Here is a 17,499-nt window from a genome sequence, read left to right on the forward strand (position 1 = left end):
TCTTAAAAAGGTAAATCGTCGTGTTCTTCTTCGTTGAAGTTGGTTGCTGGAGCAAATGCTTCTGCTGGTGGCATTGGAGCCATTCCTGCTGCTGGAGCTTCTGCTTGTAATTTTTCAATTCTCCAACCTTGAATATCGTTGAAATATTTGGTTTCTCCTTGTGGGTTTACCCATTCTCTTCCTCTCAAATTGATGGCTACTTTTACCGCATCCCCTACATTATAATTGTTCAACAAATCACATTTGTCTTGGACAAAGTTGATGCTGATAAATTGCGGATATTGCTCTTCTGTAGCCACAACCAATTCTCTTTTTCTAAAGCTAGCACTCACTTGTTGCTCAGCATTTACCACCTTAATTTTCCCGGTAACTTCCATAATTATTGTTTTGCTAAAAGCACTTTCCAAGCAGAGAGTGCGTCATTATTATTTAAATATTCTTTTGCTTTTTGGTGAATTTTCTTTTCATCATCCGAACTCAAAACTCCTTTAACAGCAAAATTTTGTTGTACAAATATAGTAATTTCTTCTTGTGTTGGCAATGCTTCAACATTTCCTAATTTACCTAAATCATTCCCGTCAAAAACAGGACTTTTTTTGACAAAATCAGGAACTGAATCTACTCCAATTCCCAGAGTTGTCAATGGTTTTTCGACTTCAAACAGCCCTTGATTAGAACGCGAATACCAATTCCCTCCTAAACGAGAAACTAAATCAATTTTATTTTGGTCAATCCTATTTTGAGCATCTAGGACCTTTTCATTGATGTGAATTTTAATCACTTCGCAGATAATTAAATTTCCAGCTCCTCCTTGATTTCCCAAGGCTATAATTTCATTGACTTTGCATTCCATTTGTACCGGACTTTCGGCAACACGATAAGGTTTTACCATATCCGAATGAAGCATCGTCAATCCCGATTTTACAAACTCATTTACTCCATCAGGATATTCCGTACTCGACAAAGAAGCTTGTTGTACAATATCGTAATTTACCACATTGATTACGACTTCTTTTGTGGTTTCACAATTTTCTAGTGTATGTTTTGTAGTGTTATTTCTAACGCGTCGTGCTGGAGAAAAAACCAATATTGGCGGATTAGAACTGAACACATTAAAAAAACTAAAGGGTGACAAATTAGGTTTCCCGTTTTTATCCATTGTACTGGCGAAAGCAATTGGTCTTGGGGCTACAGCACTTTGCAAATATCCTTGTAATTCTGCTGGTGACAATGTATGTGGTTCGAAACTAAGCATGATATTTTATTTTTCCAAAAATACAATTTTAATTGATTTTAGGAGCGGTTGGTTTGGGCATTCTTGCCATCCTTATTCCTGCTGTTCGCTTTTACATGGTAACCACTACCATCAGGACTAAAGAGGATTCTGTATTGCTCTTTTCAAACTTTGGTAGTTTTGTCTATATTTATAAAAAATTTCACAATGCAGTTTTCCGAAAAAAGAAATATCTCCCGTTGGATTATCATTATGACCTCATTCTTTATTGTGGTTTTGATTCTTTGGAATACCTATTCTTTTTTTCAAATTTTTAAAGACGAAGAACGTATTAAAATGGAAAATTGGGCCTTAGCTCAAAAAAAAATTAATAGCGCTGATCCCAATGCAGATGTTGATATGGAACTCCCTTTTCAAATTATTCGGGAACCTAATATTCCTATCATTGTAACTGAAAAAGATTCTATAATTAATACCAATAATATCGATCCCGATATTTTAAAAGATAAGGTTAAACTTTATGCTTTTTTGCAAAAATTAAAAAATCAAAATGAGCCGATTGTGATGCGGATTTCTGAAAATCAGACGCATAATCTGTATTATGGCGATTCTTCTTTGCTCAACAAACTGAAATACTATCCTATTGCGTTGCTTTTGATTATTTTTCTATTTGGCGCTGTTGTTTACAACTTCTACAAAAGCACCAAAATGGCCACTCAAAATAAGCTTTGGGCTGGAATGGCAAAGGAAACAGCACATCAAATTGGCACACCTTTATCTTCCTTATTAGGTTGGCTCGAAATTATGAAAGCCGATAATGTGGATGAAACTACGGTGAGTGAGATTGAGAAAGACATTAATCGTTTACAGACCATTGCCGATAGATTTTCAAAAATTGGTTCAGAACCCATATTAGAACCTAAAGATATTATTGCTGAAACTGAGCAGTCGTTTGATTATTTGAGATCGAGGTTTTCAAAACAAGTTACTTTTACTTTTGAAGCTCCAAAAGAACCTATCATGGTTTCACTCAATACGGCATTGCATAGTTGGACAATAGAGAATTTAGTCAAAAATGCCATTGATGCGATGCGGGGAAAAGGCAGACTATTAATAGTAATTGAAAATGAAAATAATTTGGTAAAAATTATAGTGACAGATAGCGGTAAAGGCATCCCAAAAAAACAATTCAAACGTATTTTTGAACCTGGTTTTACTACCAAAAAAAGAGGTTGGGGATTAGGACTCTCTTTAACCAAAAGAATCGTTGAAGAATATCACAAAGGGAAAATAAAAGTGTTGAATTCCGAAGTTGGAAAAGGCACCACCATACAGGTTTCTTATAAAAAAATTAGTGGTTAATTTTTGGTATTTATCATAATCTTTCTCCCTATAAGTCCTTTGCCCAGATACTCTGTTACAAATTTATCTTCTATCGCAACTTGAGTAAGAGCGTCTAAAATCAGTTTTTTTAAATTCGCTAAATTATTGATGTTTTGCTGACCAACAGCACCCACAGTATAAACCTCATCTCTACAAGTAACCAATTTATCCTTAATGTCGGTTATCATTTTTTTGAGTATATCATCTGGTTGAGTAGGCTTGAATTTCTTGCTTTTAAAAATAAAAAAATCATTAAGAGAAGCAGCTGCTTCATTATAATTGGCTGTAATTCCGTTTAGTTTTTCAATATTTTGATTTTGATTGTATACGGTGAACTCGTTTTTTTTATCCTTTAATTGTTCTGATATTAAATTATTGAGCACTCCATTTTTTTCAATTCTCTTTGAAGCTTCAAAAGCCTTTTCACCATCGGGCAATTTTTCATACTTGTCGATTTCGGATGGGTAATCAAAATTTATTTTAGGTTTTTTGGCATCTGACTTCCCACTAACAAACTCTTGATTAGTCAACGGAGCGTTTAGAAACTGCCATAAATAATCAAAAGGCATGTGCGATGCAATCATCTTACTAGGCTCAACTTTAAAGTAAGTAGTATTGAATTTCTTCACAAATTTTTTCCCATCAACATAACCTGAGCCCCAAGTAGGATCGAACATATACCATTTTCCGTCTATAAATGAAGCACACCAAGCATGAGAAATAGTAGCGATAACTCCAAGTTGTTTAGTATATCCGCCAATGATATAGGTTTTAATACCTGCTTTGTTAGCAATATCATTAAAGACTTCAGCATAATGAATACAAACCCCTTTTCTAGATTTTAATGTATTGGTGATTTTTACTTGTTGTGAATCCAAATAATTGGGTTCATACATATTAGGAACGTCATAAGAAATGTTGCTTGCTGTCCAATAATATACCGCTCTAATCTTTTCGTTTTCGGTTTTGAAATTGGCAGTGATATAACTTGCAATTTTGGAAGTTGTCGTAGTTAAGCTATCTGGTATTTTAGCAATGGTTTTGTCAATATTCAAATAACCCTCGCTAGTTTGCCCAATGGAAAACTGAGTTAGAAATAAAAATGAAAACACTAAAATGAGTCTCATATAGCTAATTTGATACTATGAAAAAAACCTGCAAAATTATAGAACTTAGCAGGTTTCCTATTTTGTAATTAAAATAAGGTTATAAATTACTTCGAATATCCGAAACTAACTTTTCGAATTCTTCTTGACTTAAAGCAACTTTTCTTTGAAAACGCATATCATCCATATCATGAAGTGGAATCAAGTGTACATGAACGTGAGGCACTTCAAGTCCAACTACCGCCACTCCTATTCGTTTGCATGGAACCGTTTTTTCAATGGCTTTGGCAATTTTTCGGGAGAATTTCATTAAGCCTAAATAAAGAGTTTCCTCCATATCAAAAATCTTATTGATTTCTTGTTTTGGAATACAAAGTGCATGTCCTTTTGCATTCGGATTTACATCCAAAATGGCTATGAAATTATCATCCTCTGCTATCTTGTAGCAAGGAATTTCTCCAGCAATTATTTTGGTAAAAATACTAGCCATATTAGTCTCTAGAAATCTCTAAAACTTCGAAGTTTAATTTTCCATTTGGAACAGTAATTTCAGCTATTTGCCCAACAGATTTCCCTAATAATCCTTTCCCAATTGGAGAAGTAACAGAAATTTTTCCTGTTTTCAAATCTGCTTCGCTTTCAGCTACTAAGGTATATTTCATTTCCATTCCGTTTTGCTGATTTTTGATTTTAACATTAGATAAAACCAAAACTTTAGAAACATCAAGATGTGTTTCGTCAATCAATCTAGCATTGGAATGAATTTCTTCCAGTTTGGCGATTCTCATTTCAAGCATTCCTTGAGCTTCTTTTGCAGCATCATATTCTGCATTTTCAGACAAGTCTCCTTTATCTCTAGCTTCAGCAATGGCTTGCGACGCTTTTGGTCTTTCTATACTTTTAAGTTGGTCTAATTCTTCTCTTAATTTTTTTAATCCTTCTGCTGTGTAATACGATACTGTGCTCATGTTATCCTGTTTTATATAAATAGAAAAAATCCCATCGGAACGGGATTTCTTTTTGCAAAGATATTATTTTAATTTTATTTTAAATTTAATTACGTTTAGTAACGCTTGTCAAAGTTAATTAAATTAAATTTGTTTCGCTATGTATTTCAAATAATTTTACTATGAAATCGAAGATTCACGAACTCCCGAAAAACAAACTACTACTTGTGAGTAAAAGGATTTTAATCTTGTTGGTGTTTTCTCCTTTTATCTTTTGTTGTGACGGAAGTAGGATTAATTACAACAATCCTAATATTCCAAACTATCCCGTTAATTTACAACTGAATTTAAATCTGCCTCAATATAACAATCTTAAATTTCCAAGCAATCATATCGTTGATTATTCTCAAGGGGCTCGTGGAATTGTGGTTTTTAATACGGGTAGTAGTTTTAACGCCTTTGATTTAGCTTGTCCGAATCAAACTTTTTCTAGTTGTACTTCTCCAATGAATATTAATGGTATCGATGCAAAATGTGCTTGTGATAATGCCGTATATAGTCTATTCTCAGGACAAAGTCCAGGTAAGCAATATACCATGAAACCTTATCAGGTTGAAATAAGTGGTGATAATTTAATCATATACAATTAAAAAAGGCCCAAAATATGGGCCTTTTTTTTATTCTAAAATTTCAATGTTAGTCCAGCTAAAAAATGAATTCCCGCTTGCGGATAATAATAAGGAGTAACATCATACATATAGCCATTGGAAACATAGCGTTTGTCCAAAATATTATTCACTAAACCTGTTAATACAATAGATTTAAAAATGGATTTGGGTTTAATTTCATAAGCCACATTAAAATCGTTTACAAAATAGTCTGGTAATTTTGCTGCTGGTAATTCAATGTTATTTAGGTATTGCTCCCCTACAAATTTTGAAAGCCAAGATAGCTGCAAACTTTCTAAAGGTTTATAAACTAAAATATTTCCAGCAATTACTGAAGGGGAATAGGCAATGTTTTTGGTGCCAACATCATTTCCTAACACATTCAAATCCAGATTTTTATTTTGACTTAAAGTGAAATTCGGACGAATAATTACTTGTTTTGAGACGGCTATTGTGGCATCTATTTCTAAACCTAGTCGGTAGCTTTTTTCACTATTGGAACGAATTGGATTGCCAACATTATCCAGATTTCCAGTCAAAATTAATTGGTCTTTATAGGCCATGTAATAGAGGTTGGTATTCCATTTTATTTTTTCAGAAGCATATCTCCAACCTAATTCATAATCATCCAACTTTTCGGGTTTTACATTTCCTCCTTCATAATCGGTTCTATTAGGCTCCCGATTAGCTTTGGCATAAGAGAAATACAACGTGTTCTTATCATTAAAACTATAATTCAATCCTGCTTTTGGATTGAAAAAACGGAAAGTATCGTCAACCAAAACAGGTTGAACTCCATCAGCACGATAATTGACCATTCTATATTGTAAATCACCATACAAGCTCAACTCTTTGGTCAATTGATAATTGGCTTTAACAAAAATGTTATTGTCTGTTTTGGTCGCATTGTCATCATAGTAATGATCACCCAATTCAGAATTTGAGGCATATCGAGCCCAAATCACTTTTCCAAAATGTTTGCCTTCATATTTATTCCAACCACCACCCGCAATTAAATCAAGTTTGTCTTTTTTGTAATTGATAGAATATGTAGTGCCATAGAAATCATTATCCAACCATTTTTGACGCACTAAATCGGTGGTGTTGATAGTAGTTCCGTCAATAACTATTGGTGTTAGATTATAATCGGCAAAGTTTTGTGCGTTTTGATATTCTTCATAATAGCCTTTCCCTTTGGTATAGTGCAAAGCGACATTCGTACTCCAGTTTTCAGAAACTCTTTCACTCCAGTGCAATTGATAATGATCTTGCTGATAATTATCGGTTTGATTATCATAAAAACGCGTGTTGCCAAGAGCATCTGAATACATTCCAGCATAATTGAAAGTTCTGTCATCGGCCATCGTTTGAGCATCTATACCATACCAGGACTGATAGGTTTTTTCGTTTCCGCCAAAAACTAAGGTTTTAATTAAAGTGGTTTTTCCAACATAAGTTCCTTGCAAGAAATACGATTTCAAACTTGATGTAGCTCGGTCAATATAACCATGCGAATCAATATTGGACAATCTTCCTGCCAATTCAAAATGGTCGTTCAATAAGCCCGAACTAAATTTAACAGTATGTTTTCGGGTATTAAAACTTCCGAAAGAATTTGAAATCTCGCCACTGCTTTCTTTGGAATAGCTATCGGTCAATAAGATCAAACTCGCGCCAAAAGCTCCAGCACCATTAGTTGAAGTCCCTACGCCACGTTGCAATTGCATACTTTGCACTGATGAAGCAAAATCGGGCATATTTACCCAATAGGTTCCACTACTTTCGGCATCGTTGTATGGAATTCCGTTAATAGTTATATTCACCCGAGTAGCATCGCTTCCGCGGACACGTATTCCTGTATACCCCACACCATTCCCAGCATCTGAAGTGGTAACAACTGAAGGCATGTAGTTCATTAAAATTGGAATGTCTTGTCCTAGATTTCGGAATTTGATTTCCTTTTTGTCCAGATTGCTGAACGAAACTGGTGTTTTTGAAGTAACCCGAACTGCGGAAACCAATACTTCATCGAGTTGGTTGACTTTGGCAGAATCTTTTACTTTTTCTTGAGAGAAAGAGAAAAGTGGAAAGAGACAAGAGTAAAGAAAAAAACCAGTTACAATCTTGTTTCTTGCTTCTTGCTTCTTGCTTCTAAATTTGAATAAAGTTTTCATTCGTAAAATAGTTTACAAATAAAAAGAGGTAATTATTCTTTGTTAAAAATTAAATTGATACTCCTGACGTACGACTAACGTGCACTTTAGCTTTTCGTCAAATCCTTAAACAGCATTACCTGTTCTAAGTTCATTGGGTATAATCTCAGCTCGTTATTTAGAGCACCCCTTTTGAGACGGGACAAAAGTAAAAAAGATTTTTAGATTATTGGATTTTTAGACTGTTAGATTTTACAGTTCCGGCTTTTTCCGGTTTTGTTTTATTTCCGAAAGGGTGGATTTGTCTTTTAATCGCTTTTCTACAACCGACTTTGGAATCTTAGTAGGTTTTCTTTTCTTTGGAACTAGTAAAGCTTTTTCTATTAGGTCTAAAAATCGTTTGGTTACGATAGTTTTATTCTTTAACTGACTTCTATCTTCATCGCAGTTTAATATTAAAATGCCTTCTAAAGTAAGTTTCGATTTTAATTTTTTTATGGCTCGTTCCTTTTCCTCTTCGTCAAGTGCTGCAGAATTCACTAAATCAAAAGTCAGCACCACTTTGGAAGCCACTTTATTTACGTTTTGTCCTCCTGGTCCCGAACTTCTAACGGCTTTGAAGCTTATTTCCGTTAGTATCTTTTCAGTTTCCATATTGAGGTTGATGTGCGGGTTTAAGTAAGTCGTTCACGGTTTTCACTGGATTAAAAGTAACCAAGGGTACTTCAACAAAAACAGTAATCCATTTGGCCATGGCTCCATTCCAAAGTCCGGGTAATTCATAGCCTTTTAAGTCTTTCCCTTTATTATTTTTTTGTACTATAAACCCAGTACTATGGTCTATAAACTTTATCAAATCGAATTTATCGCCTTGATAATTTTTGGTCGCACATACTAAATCTACTGGGTTAAAATGAGTGGCTTTGGCTAAAATCTGAGCTTGCTCTATATTGTTGGTTTCAACCTGTGAGCTTTCTACTATTTGCAAGGAAACATTGCCCTGATAACTTCTCACCCAAAATGGGCCACCTCCAGGTTCTCCTTCATTTTTCACCATGCCACAAACTCTGATAGGACGATTCAACTTGTCTTTTATAAAAGCTATTTTATTCTCAATAGTATATTTATAGAAATCTTCTAATACATCAATATTCAACTTTTGTTTCATGAAAACAATGATGTCTGGAATATCGTTTTCTAAAATGGTATTGTTTTCAACTGCTCTCAAAATTTTGAAAATCTGCTGTTGTAAGTCGAGTAACAATCCCGCCAATGCCTTTTTATATAAGGTAATTTCCTGAATGTGATTCTGAATTACATTATCAATATTCTTAATGAATAGTATATCTGCTTCAAGGTCATTCAAATTATTGATCAATGCGCCATGCCCGCCTGGTCTAAAAACTAATTGCCCATTTTCACTGCGAAAAGGCTCATTGTTGGGTGTAACGGCAATCGTATCTGTTCTTTTATCTTGATGAGAATAACTAATATGAACTTTGGTTTTAGTCTTATCTTCAATCTTTTGCTTTACTTTTTCAATAATGGTTTCAAATAAATTTTCATGGTGATCTGAAACGGTAAAATGCAAATGAGAAACCGAGTTAGAACTAGCATAATAAGCACATTCATTGAGATGTTCCTCTACTGGAGTTACAATTTCTGTTTTGTATTTATGAAAATCTAAAACCCCTTTGGGTTTGTTGGCAAAATCAAAATGCTCTGAAGCCAACATCGTTTTAATGAAATGATAACTTTTTTCATGAGTTTCCATCTTATAGTAATTCTCATGGAGTGATTTTAGTTTCGCTTTTACTTCATCATAAAAAGGAAACTTTTCGATTCCAGCTAAGAACGTGGGAAGGTTTTTGTCTCTTTTTCTATTGATGTAAGCGTTTATGGTTTCGTTTTCATGGTCAAAATCATTCAGGAACTCACTTAAAAACTTAAACATTCTACTAGCAGCTCCAGAAGCTGGAACAAATTTTTTAAGTTTTAATCTGTCTTTCTTGGCGTCAAAATAATCCGAATAGCTTTGAAAGTCTTCGTTCGATAATTTTACAATACCATCATTAATGGTGGCTGGTCTTTCGAGTGTGATTTTTGGAATGCCTAATTTGTACAACAAAAGTTCTCCTTCGATTTTATCCAAAGGAATCCCTATAGCTTTTATTTGCTCAAAATCTGATTCTGTAAAACCGTGCTTTTTCGCTAAACTATCTTTTGTTGTAGTGTTTTCTTCCATTCTATATAGCCATAAATGGCAATGATTGTAAAAATTAAATATTGGATACTCGTAAACGAATACCCTTTGACAAAATACATTGGGATAGAAATGATATCCCCCACAATCCATAAAATCCAGTTCTCTATTTTCCGTCTTGCCATTAACCACATTCCGACAAAGAAAATTCCAGTAACTATCGTATCAACGTAAGATGTCCAGTGGGTAAATTTATCAAAAAATGTATAAACCGCCACCACAAATAGCACTGTTAACACAAAAATCACAAGCGACCATTTCTTTTCTGACAAAGTCATTCTAGAAATTGGGAATTCCACTACATCTCCTTGCTTACGCGTCCAGTGATACCAACCATAAATGCTCATCACTACATAATAAAAATTAATCATCATGTCGCCTAGCAAAGACCATTTCCAAAGCAAATAAGTATAAATCGCGGTATTAATAATCCCTGTGGGGAAAACCCAAATGTTATCTTTCTTAGCAAACCAAACACTCAACAATCCAAAGAGTATGGCACCCACTTCCAATACAATTTCATGCATCGGATAGTCTTTGTATTGTGAGAAGAGGAACTCCAGCATTAGTCAAAAAAGTTTATATCATTTTCAAAGGCTGTCCCAATCACTACCATATCAGCTCCTGCTGCGTAGGCTTCGTCTATTTGCTTTTTGGAACGAATACCGCCTCCAACAATCAAAGGAACCGCAATACTTTTTGAAACCATTTCTATTACTTCTAAAGGAACGGCATTGGCTGCTCCACTTCCTGCTTCCAGATAAATAAGTTTGTTGCCTATGAGTTCTCCTGCTTTTGCTGTTTGCGCAATGTACTCGGGATTGTTTCTTGACAACGGTTTAGTTTGACTCACTCTTTCCACAGCCGTTTCACTGCCGCTTTCTATTAAAATATAGCCTGTTGAAATGATTTCGAGTTGGGTCTTTTCCAAAATAGGTACCGCATTGATTTGGTGTTCTACTAAATAATCTGGATTTCTTCCTGAAAGCAACATCAAGAATAAAATGCCGTCGGCTTCACCTGAAATCTGGGATGGATTTCCTGGGAAAAGTAAAATGGGCAACTTTGTATGTTGTTTTAAAGCTACTATAATGTCATCCAAATGATAGCCTTCAAACGAACTTCCTCCCACAAAAATATGAGTCGCTGGCGATTGATTAATTTTTTCTGCTAAAAGGGAAATATCAGTTATCATCACTTTATCGGGATCGATTAAAATGGCTAATAATTTTTGGTTTTCTTTTTTGGCCGATACCATTTGGTTATGCAACATCTGCAGTCTTTTTTTATAGGTGGGTAAAGGTAACCCTTTTTTAAACCTCCGAAAAAAAATTCAAAATATGATTTATGTCATTTTTTTGGAACGCTAAGTGCGATAGCTTTGCTCTTATAACTCATAAAATCGCACGATTATGACACTTTATCAAAAAACACTTCATGATTTCCAGCAAAGTTATGTTGGATTTGCCGCTTTGATTATTATCGGTCAAAGTTGTTTAGGCGGAGCTGCCGCTATGTATATTTTGGAAAACGGAAACTCATTGGTACAAATGATTCAGTTAGCTTTTGTAGCTATTACTTGCACTGTAGTTAATGTAGGTATCTTGGCGCAGCTATCTCCAAAGACCGTTTTTAACATGACTATTTTTAGTGTAATCCTTAGTGTTATTGCTATTACACTAAATGTGTTTTTCATTTAACTAGCTTCAAAAGCACAAACAAAAACATAGTTTTTAATAAAGTCGAATACAATATCGAAGTGTTCGACTTTGTTATTAAAACGCAGTTCTACACTACATTTTTTATCAGATAAGTTAAATTCGCTTTCGAAAATATCATCTTTAAAACTAATGCCAATCTCATTTTTGATTTTAAAGACAGATTCTTTTATCCCCCAAACCACAGTAGCTTTTATCAATTGATCTTCGGCAGTAAGGTTTGCCAAATGCGAAACATCCATAAATCTTGGGGCTAATTTCAAGGTTTTATCTTTTAGGATTTCTAAGTCGGCACCTATGTTTACATCGCTTAAGACAATTACTGAAAAGTCATGTGAATGCGAAATAGAGATATGTTTAGCTCCTGTATTCTCTCTTGATTCTTGTTTCTTGCTTCTTGCTTCTTCCCTCAAATGCGGTTTCCCAAATTCATCGTAGTACAAATCAAAATCGGTGTAGCCGGCCTCCATTAACAACCTTCTTACGCTTAGGAAACCTTTTTGATGCCCTTCGGATTTCATGTTTTCTACTCTGGCCAAAGAAACATCCTTTAAGGCAACGCTCTGAAACAGTTCATCAAAGGTCTCGGTGATTTCCCAAACCCATACTTGTGTGGTGGCATTTAAATCTTTGACTTTGAGTAGTGGCATAGTGATTTTTAAATTATCTGTTTGTTTTTCAGAAAATTAAGTACTTTAACAAATCATAAAAAAGCAAAAAACGTTTTTTTAATTCTATCCTATTATGTAGCTTTGCACCGAAATTAAAAAACAAATATACATAATAGATGAGTACACAAACATTACCTTTTGTAGCTTACAAAGTTAAAGACATTAACTTGGCAGCTTGGGGAAGAAAAGAGATTGAATTGGCAGAAGCTGAAATGCCAGGATTAATGGCACTTCGTGCTGAATATGGTGCAAGCCAACCTTTAAAAGGAGCTCGTATTGCAGGATGTCTTCACATGACAATTCAAACTGCGGTTCTTATTGAAACATTAATCGCTTTGGGAGCTGAAGTTACTTGGTCTTCTTGTAACATCTTCTCTACACAAGATCAAGCGGCTGCGGCTATTGCTGCTGCTGGTATTCAAGTATATGCTTGGAAAGGTCTTGACGAAGAGTCTTTTGACTGGTGTATTGAGCAAACTTTATTTTTTGGTGAAGACAGAAAACCATTGAACATGATATTAGACGACGGTGGTGATTTGACTAACATGGTATTCGACCGTTACCCAGAATTGATTCCTGGTATCAAAGGATTATCAGAAGAAACTACGACTGGTGTTCACCGTTTGTACGAAAGAATGAAAAACGGAACGTTATTCATGCCAGCTATCAACGTTAATGACTCGGTTACTAAATCTAAATTTGATAACAAATACGGTTGTAAAGAATCAGCTGTAGATGCTATCAGAAGAGCTACTGACATTATGTTGGCTGGTAAAAGAGTAGTAGTTTGTGGATATGGTGACGTAGGTAAAGGTACTGCTGCTTCTTTCAGAGGTGCAGGTTCTATCGTTACTGTAACTGAAATCGATCCTATCTGTGCTTTACAAGCAGCTATGGACGGATTTGAAGTTAAAAAATTAAACACTGTAGTAGGAAATGCTGATATCATCATCACAACTACAGGAAATAAAGATATCGTAATGGGAAGCCACTTCGAGCAAATGAAAGACAAAACTATCGTTTGTAACATTGGTCACTTTGATAACGAAATCGACATGGCTTGGTTAAACAAAAACCACGGTGCTTCTAAAGTAGAAATCAAACCACAAGTTGACAAATACACTATCGCTGGAAAAGACATTCTTATCTTGGCAGAAGGTCGTTTGGTAAACTTAGGTTGTGCTACAGGTCACCCAAGTTTTGTAATGAGTAACTCATTTACTAACCAAACTTTAGCACAATTAGAGTTATGGAATAACAGTGCGGCCTACAAAAACGAAGTGTATATGTTACCAAAACACTTAGATGAAAAAGTAGCGGCTTTACACTTGGCTAAATTGGGTGTTGAATTAGAGACTTTAAATGATGAGCAAGCGGCTTACATTGGGGTTGAAGTTCAAGGACCATTTAAACCAGAGTATTACAGATATTAATCAGACTTTTTATTATTAGATTGTTAGATTATTAGCATATTAAAAAACCCTCGCATTACTGTGAGGGTTTTTTCGTTTTTGGAAGAGATTCTTCCTTCGTCAGAATGACAAGATTGTTTAGATTACCAATCCTTTTACTAGGTTGTATTCTGTGGAGTCTTGTCCGTATTGTGATAAGACCATGTCTTTGATCCTTTTGGCGGTGGCGGAGAGTTGTTTGAAGCCATCTCTTCGTGTTGCTATTAATGGTTTGTAAACAGCGAGTTTTTGAGAGACTATGTTGGTCGCTGCTGTTGCTTTGCTTAGCAATTCTTGCATCGTTGTTATTTTAATTCTATCGTTGATAGGGGCATAATCTGTGTCGAACTTTGTTAGGAGCGTAATCATGTCTCCGAAATAGATTAGGCGGCTACCGAAAGAGTTTTCACAACGGCTGATGGTTTCTTCTTGAGAATTCTCTGTGACTGTGATTCTTCTTTGTCCTCGTATCTTTTTTACTAGAGCGCTGATGTCGTGGTATTGTTGGGAATCATTTCCTAGTTTGGCCCGAACATTGGCTCCAATTGGTGAGAGGAGTTTTGAGATGGAATTGTTTTCGTTGTCAAAGAACTTGCGGCGGTCTAGAGCTGCTTTTGAATACTCGAAATGTTTTGAAGTGTGTTCTTCTTGCACTACATGTAGTGCGGAAGTTTGGGCTTGAAAAGCTGATGCGGTAAGGGCATCATCACCAGGTGCATAAGCGGTGAACGTGTTTAGGTACTCAATTAGTTTTTCCCCTTCTGTTAAACGTGAGCTAAAGGAAGCTCTGGAACTTGAACTCATGATTTCTACTTTTATTGATTAATAGTATTTTCTGAAAATCAAATTGTATGCCAAAAATGTAGGAAATACCGTTTTTAAGAAAACTTTAACTCTTGAAGATTAGCGTATTATGGTTATAGGAGCCGTGTTTATAAGGGGTGGAAGTGTATTTAAGTCTTCAGGAGATGCATTAATAAAGTGAGCGAGTGTATTTAAACGTTCAGCAGGTGCGTTAATGCACTAAGCAGGTGTATTTACAAACTCAGCAAGTGCATTTAAAAGGTGAGCGACCTCATTAACACGTTCAGCAAGTGTATTATAACGGTCAGCAGGTGTGTTAAAGCGTTCAGCAGGCGTCTTCATAGTCTGGTGACATTGCGGAGTGGGGTGTTGTCAGTAAAGTAATTTTTATTTTGTAATCTTTTTTATTTATTTTTGAACACATACAACTAAAATAAACTTTTGTCGGTACATGAAATATGGGTATTTACATGGAAGTTTAGTAAAAATCTAAAAGAATACAGATTGCAATACAAAACCTAACAAAAAAAGATGAAACAAAATTACTTACTTCGAAATAGCATTATTACTATCCTTATTTTTTCACTAATTTCCTCACCTCTTTATGCTTGTACAGGCATTACTTTGAAATCAAAAGATGGTGGCGTCATTGTTGCTAGAACTGTAGAATGGGCATTAAATGATGCTCAACATAACCAACTATTAGTTGTTCCAAGAAACAAGGAGTTTAAAGCACAGACCCCTATGGGATTTAATGGCAAGAATTGGAAGGGTAAATACGGTTTTGTTACCCTTACTGCTTATGGTCAGCCTTATGGACCAGATGGGCTAAATGAAGAAGGTTTATATGTAGGGGTTTATTATTTGCCTGGATATGCGGAATATTCTGTATACGACAAAACTAAAGCCTCGAAATCAATGAGTGTTGGTGATTTGATGCAGTGGATGCTATCTTCTTTTAAAACTGTAGACGAAGTTTTAGCGCACTTAAATGATGTTGTTGTTGTGAGTGTTGAAAACAAAGACTTTGGTGGAGCAGAACTTCCTTTCCATTTTAAAATAGTTGATCCTAGTGGAAACAGTAGAGTCATTGAAATAGTAAATAAAGGTGAAGTGAAAATTTACGACCCTTATTTGGATGTTATTACAAATTCGCCTACTTATGATTGGCACATTATTAATCAGAGAAACTATCTGAATCTGTCTACTTCACCGAACCAACAGCAAAAGTTTGGAAACTATGAATTAAATCCAACAGGTGGTGGGTCTGGTTTTTTAGGCATCCCAGGTGACTTTACACCTCCATCAAGATTTGTCAGAGCAGCTGCATTTACGGCATCATGTCGACCCTTATCAACCTCTACAGAAGCTGTATTTGAATCGTTTAGAATTCTAGATAATTTTAACATCCCGCTTGGAGCTCAAGTTCCTTCGGATAAAATGCCAAGCGATATTGTTAGCGCAACACAAGTTACTTCCTCTTGTGATTTAAAGGAAAAAGTATATTATTACCATACCATGTGGAATAGGGAGATACGGAAAATAGACTTGAAGTCGATTGATTTTTCTGAAATTAAAGAGCAAATCATTGATGATGACGTTAACAAGGAAAACTCTGTAAAAGATGTAACACCACATCCAAGGAAGACAAAAAAAAAGTAACCCCTTTAGTTCCCTAATTAAATTAAAAAAATGAATATTATAGATAAAGCCCTTCACATAGCAGAAAAAACAATTTATTATACCCTTTCCATTCTACTATTTTTGTTTGTTATTTATGAGATACTTGACCTTATTCATTTATTCTACGTTGAGGTTTGTGATGCTTCCATTTTGGGTAATAAATCAATAGCGCTTACTGGTGTTCCGTTATTTTTTAACATTATCATTGCATTAGAAATTTTGGAAACCTTCAAAGGGGCTAATGAAAATGTCTTGCGTAAAGTCAAACTAATTCTGCTTATCGCATTAACGGCAATATCTAGAAAAGTTATTATTATGGATGTTAAACATATAGAATTTAAAACTGAATTGGGTATTTCAATTTTGATATTGACAATTTGTGTTGGTTATTTTCTACTTAATGATAACGTAAGAAGAAGAATTACTAAGCAAAAGGAATAATTCAACTTTTACTTTTCTGTCAAAGTAATAGTAGGATATCAATTAATTTGGATATAAAATGTCATAACCAAACGAAATAGATGCTTGGAAAACATCAATACCACAGCCTTAGTATCTAAAAACTAGCAGTCTACAAACCCGTAATCGCATCAAGAAGAGACGGTTTCAAACAATTATCTGCAACCGCCCGCCGAATCAAAGACATGGTATTATCACAATACGGTCAAGACTCCAGCGAATACAACCTTGTAAAAGGATTGGTAATCTAAACCATCTTGTCATTCTGACGAAGGAAGAATCTTTCTAAACACTAACCCTCACAGAAATGTGGGGGTTTTTTATTATACCATCCCTAAAGGGATTTCATCCTTGTAATACCTTTTTCAACCCATATTATATCCCTAACGGGATAATATAAAAAAGATGACAATACTTTTGGGATTTTGTATTTGACATCCTATTCGATATAACATTAAAAATAGAATATTCATCAGAAACTATTTAATCCCTTTAGGGATGCAATATGGGTAGCAAATAAATTAGCACAAAAGAAAAAATCCCGTTAGGGATGATATAAAAACCATTGTATTGTCATATCCCAAGACCAACACATGAGATTCCTACGGAATGACAAACTGGATGGGGAAATTATTCTAAAAACAAAAAACCCGCTCATCACTGAGCGGGTTTTGTATATAGTAAGAGTTATTCTTATGCTTCAAAAGGAAGGATAGAAACATATGATTTGTTTTCTCCTTTTTTCTGAAATTTCACAATCCCATCTACTTTTGCATGTAAGGTATGATCTTTACCCATGTAAACGTTTTCTCCTGGATTATGTTTTGAACCTCTTTGTCTAACGATGATATTTCCAGCAATAGCCGCTTGACCACCATAAATCTTAACGCCTAAACGTTTTGATTCTGATTCTCTACCATTCTTAGAACTACCGACACCTTTCTTGTGAGCCATGACGT

At 34.9% G+C, this 17,499-nt stretch carries 19 protein-coding genes and 1 riboswitch; of the genes, 6 read left to right on the plus strand and 13 right to left on the minus strand.

Going from position 1 to position 17,499, the window contains the following annotated elements; genetic code table 11:
• Positions 1–2: 2 nt before the first annotated feature.
• Entirely contained in the window at positions 3–377 is a 375-nt protein-coding gene (locus tag OLM53_RS08430) for a DUF3127 domain-containing protein (RefSeq protein ID WP_264519793.1), read from the minus strand.
• A gap of 2 nt (positions 378–379) precedes the next feature.
• Positions 380–1,255, minus strand: a complete 876-nt coding sequence (locus OLM53_RS08435) for a flavin reductase family protein (protein WP_264519794.1) — start codon at positions 1,253–1,255, stop codon at positions 380–382.
• A gap of 186 nt (positions 1,256–1,441) precedes the next feature.
• Between OLM53_RS08435 and OLM53_RS08440 the strand changes: the two genes are divergently transcribed.
• The gene (locus tag OLM53_RS08440; RefSeq protein ID WP_264519795.1) at positions 1,442–2,596 is read left to right on the plus strand and encodes a sensor histidine kinase; all 1,155 of its coding nucleotides are present in this window, start codon (positions 1,442–1,444) and stop codon (positions 2,594–2,596) included.
• On the opposite strand, the gene OLM53_RS08445 is transcribed toward OLM53_RS08440, so the two are convergent.
• The 3 genes from OLM53_RS08445 to greA all read right to left on the minus strand — a co-directional run bounded on the left by OLM53_RS08445 (position 2,593) and on the right by greA (position 4,691).
• Positions 2,593–3,744, minus strand: coding sequence for a transglutaminase domain-containing protein (locus tag OLM53_RS08445; RefSeq protein WP_264519796.1), 1,152 nt, complete (start codon positions 3,742–3,744; stop codon positions 2,593–2,595). The two genes, OLM53_RS08440 and OLM53_RS08445, sit on opposite strands and share 4 nt — an antisense overlap.
• A gap of 79 nt (positions 3,745–3,823) precedes the next feature.
• Entirely contained in the window at positions 3,824–4,213 is a 390-nt protein-coding gene (locus OLM53_RS08450) for an HIT family protein (RefSeq protein WP_264519797.1), read from the minus strand.
• Between the two features lies 1 nt (position 4,214).
• Positions 4,215–4,691: a transcription elongation factor GreA gene (gene greA, locus OLM53_RS08455; protein WP_264519798.1), complete on the minus strand. Its 477-nt coding sequence runs from the start codon at positions 4,689–4,691 to the stop codon at positions 4,215–4,217.
• Between the two features lie 161 nt (positions 4,692–4,852).
• On the opposite strand from greA, the gene OLM53_RS08460 reads away from it, so the two are divergent.
• Entirely contained in the window at positions 4,853–5,320 is a 468-nt protein-coding gene (locus tag OLM53_RS08460) for a hypothetical protein (RefSeq protein ID WP_264519799.1), read from the plus strand.
• Between the two features lie 32 nt (positions 5,321–5,352).
• Here the strand turns inward: OLM53_RS08460 and OLM53_RS08465 are convergent, their stop codons facing one another.
• The 5 genes from OLM53_RS08465 to OLM53_RS08485 all read right to left on the minus strand — a co-directional run bounded on the left by OLM53_RS08465 (position 5,353) and on the right by OLM53_RS08485 (position 11,033).
• Positions 5,353–7,512: a TonB-dependent receptor gene (locus OLM53_RS08465; RefSeq protein WP_264519800.1), complete on the minus strand. Its 2,160-nt coding sequence runs from the start codon at positions 7,510–7,512 to the stop codon at positions 5,353–5,355.
• Between the two features lie 85 nt (positions 7,513–7,597).
• Positions 7,598–7,692: riboswitch (TPP riboswitch) on the minus strand.
• 51 nt (positions 7,693–7,743) lie between these two features.
• The gene (arfB, locus tag OLM53_RS08470; RefSeq protein ID WP_264519801.1) at positions 7,744–8,145 is read right to left on the minus strand and encodes an alternative ribosome rescue aminoacyl-tRNA hydrolase ArfB; all 402 of its coding nucleotides are present in this window, start codon (positions 8,143–8,145) and stop codon (positions 7,744–7,746) included.
• Positions 8,135–9,736: a DUF4301 family protein gene (locus OLM53_RS08475; protein WP_264519802.1), complete on the minus strand. Its 1,602-nt coding sequence runs from the start codon at positions 9,734–9,736 to the stop codon at positions 8,135–8,137. Before OLM53_RS08475 ends, arfB begins: the two co-directional genes overlap by 11 nt.
• Positions 9,703–10,320, minus strand: coding sequence for a nicotinamide riboside transporter PnuC (gene pnuC, locus OLM53_RS08480; RefSeq protein ID WP_264519803.1), 618 nt, complete (start codon positions 10,318–10,320; stop codon positions 9,703–9,705). Before pnuC ends, OLM53_RS08475 begins: the two co-directional genes overlap by 34 nt.
• Positions 10,320–11,033 (minus strand): geranylgeranylglyceryl/heptaprenylglyceryl phosphate synthase, encoded by a 714-nt coding sequence (locus tag OLM53_RS08485; protein ID WP_264522437.1) that lies wholly within the window; start codon positions 11,031–11,033, stop codon positions 10,320–10,322. The genes pnuC and OLM53_RS08485 overlap by 1 nt, the downstream gene beginning before the upstream one ends.
• Positions 11,034–11,166: 133 nt before the next feature.
• Here OLM53_RS08485 and OLM53_RS08490 point away from each other — a divergent pair, with 133 nt between their 5' ends.
• A complete protein-coding gene (locus tag OLM53_RS08490; RefSeq protein ID WP_264519804.1) occupies positions 11,167–11,454 on the plus strand; it encodes a hypothetical protein in 288 nt (95 codons plus the stop codon).
• Here the strand turns inward: OLM53_RS08490 and OLM53_RS08495 are convergent.
• Positions 11,451–12,122 carry a 4'-phosphopantetheinyl transferase family protein gene (locus OLM53_RS08495; RefSeq protein ID WP_264519805.1) on the minus strand — a complete coding sequence of 224 codons (672 nt, stop codon included), beginning with the start codon at positions 12,120–12,122 and terminating at the stop codon, positions 11,451–11,453. The two genes, OLM53_RS08490 and OLM53_RS08495, sit on opposite strands and share 4 nt — an antisense overlap.
• Positions 12,123–12,259: 137 nt before the next feature.
• On the opposite strand from OLM53_RS08495, the gene ahcY reads away from it, so the two are divergent.
• Positions 12,260–13,576 carry an adenosylhomocysteinase gene (ahcY, locus tag OLM53_RS08500; RefSeq protein ID WP_264519806.1) on the plus strand — a complete coding sequence of 439 codons (1,317 nt, stop codon included), beginning with the start codon at positions 12,260–12,262 and terminating at the stop codon, positions 13,574–13,576.
• 117 nt (positions 13,577–13,693) lie between these two features.
• Here the strand turns inward: ahcY and OLM53_RS08505 are convergent, their stop codons facing one another.
• On the minus strand, positions 13,694–14,398 hold the full coding sequence (locus OLM53_RS08505; protein WP_264519807.1) for a hypothetical protein: 705 nt from the start codon (positions 14,396–14,398) through the stop codon (positions 13,694–13,696).
• Positions 14,399–14,929: 531 nt separating this feature from the next.
• Here OLM53_RS08505 and OLM53_RS08510 point away from each other — a divergent pair.
• Both OLM53_RS08510 and OLM53_RS08515 read left to right on the plus strand, forming a co-directional pair.
• Positions 14,930–16,060 (plus strand): linear amide C-N hydrolase, encoded by a 1,131-nt coding sequence (locus OLM53_RS08510; RefSeq protein WP_264519808.1) that lies wholly within the window; start codon positions 14,930–14,932, stop codon positions 16,058–16,060.
• A gap of 30 nt (positions 16,061–16,090) precedes the next feature.
• Positions 16,091–16,522: a phosphate-starvation-inducible PsiE family protein gene (locus OLM53_RS08515; protein ID WP_264519809.1), complete on the plus strand. Its 432-nt coding sequence runs from the start codon at positions 16,091–16,093 to the stop codon at positions 16,520–16,522.
• A 711-nt stretch (positions 16,523–17,233) separates the two neighbouring features.
• Here the strand turns inward: OLM53_RS08515 and rpmA are convergent.
• Positions 17,234–17,494: a 50S ribosomal protein L27 gene (gene rpmA, locus OLM53_RS08520; RefSeq protein WP_264519810.1), complete on the minus strand. Its 261-nt coding sequence runs from the start codon at positions 17,492–17,494 to the stop codon at positions 17,234–17,236.
• Between the last annotated feature and the right edge of the window lie 5 nt (positions 17,495–17,499).

The sequence above is a fragment of the Flavobacterium sp. N1994 genome, from assembly GCF_025947145.1.
Classification (GTDB): Bacteria; Bacteroidota; Bacteroidia; order Flavobacteriales; family Flavobacteriaceae; genus Flavobacterium.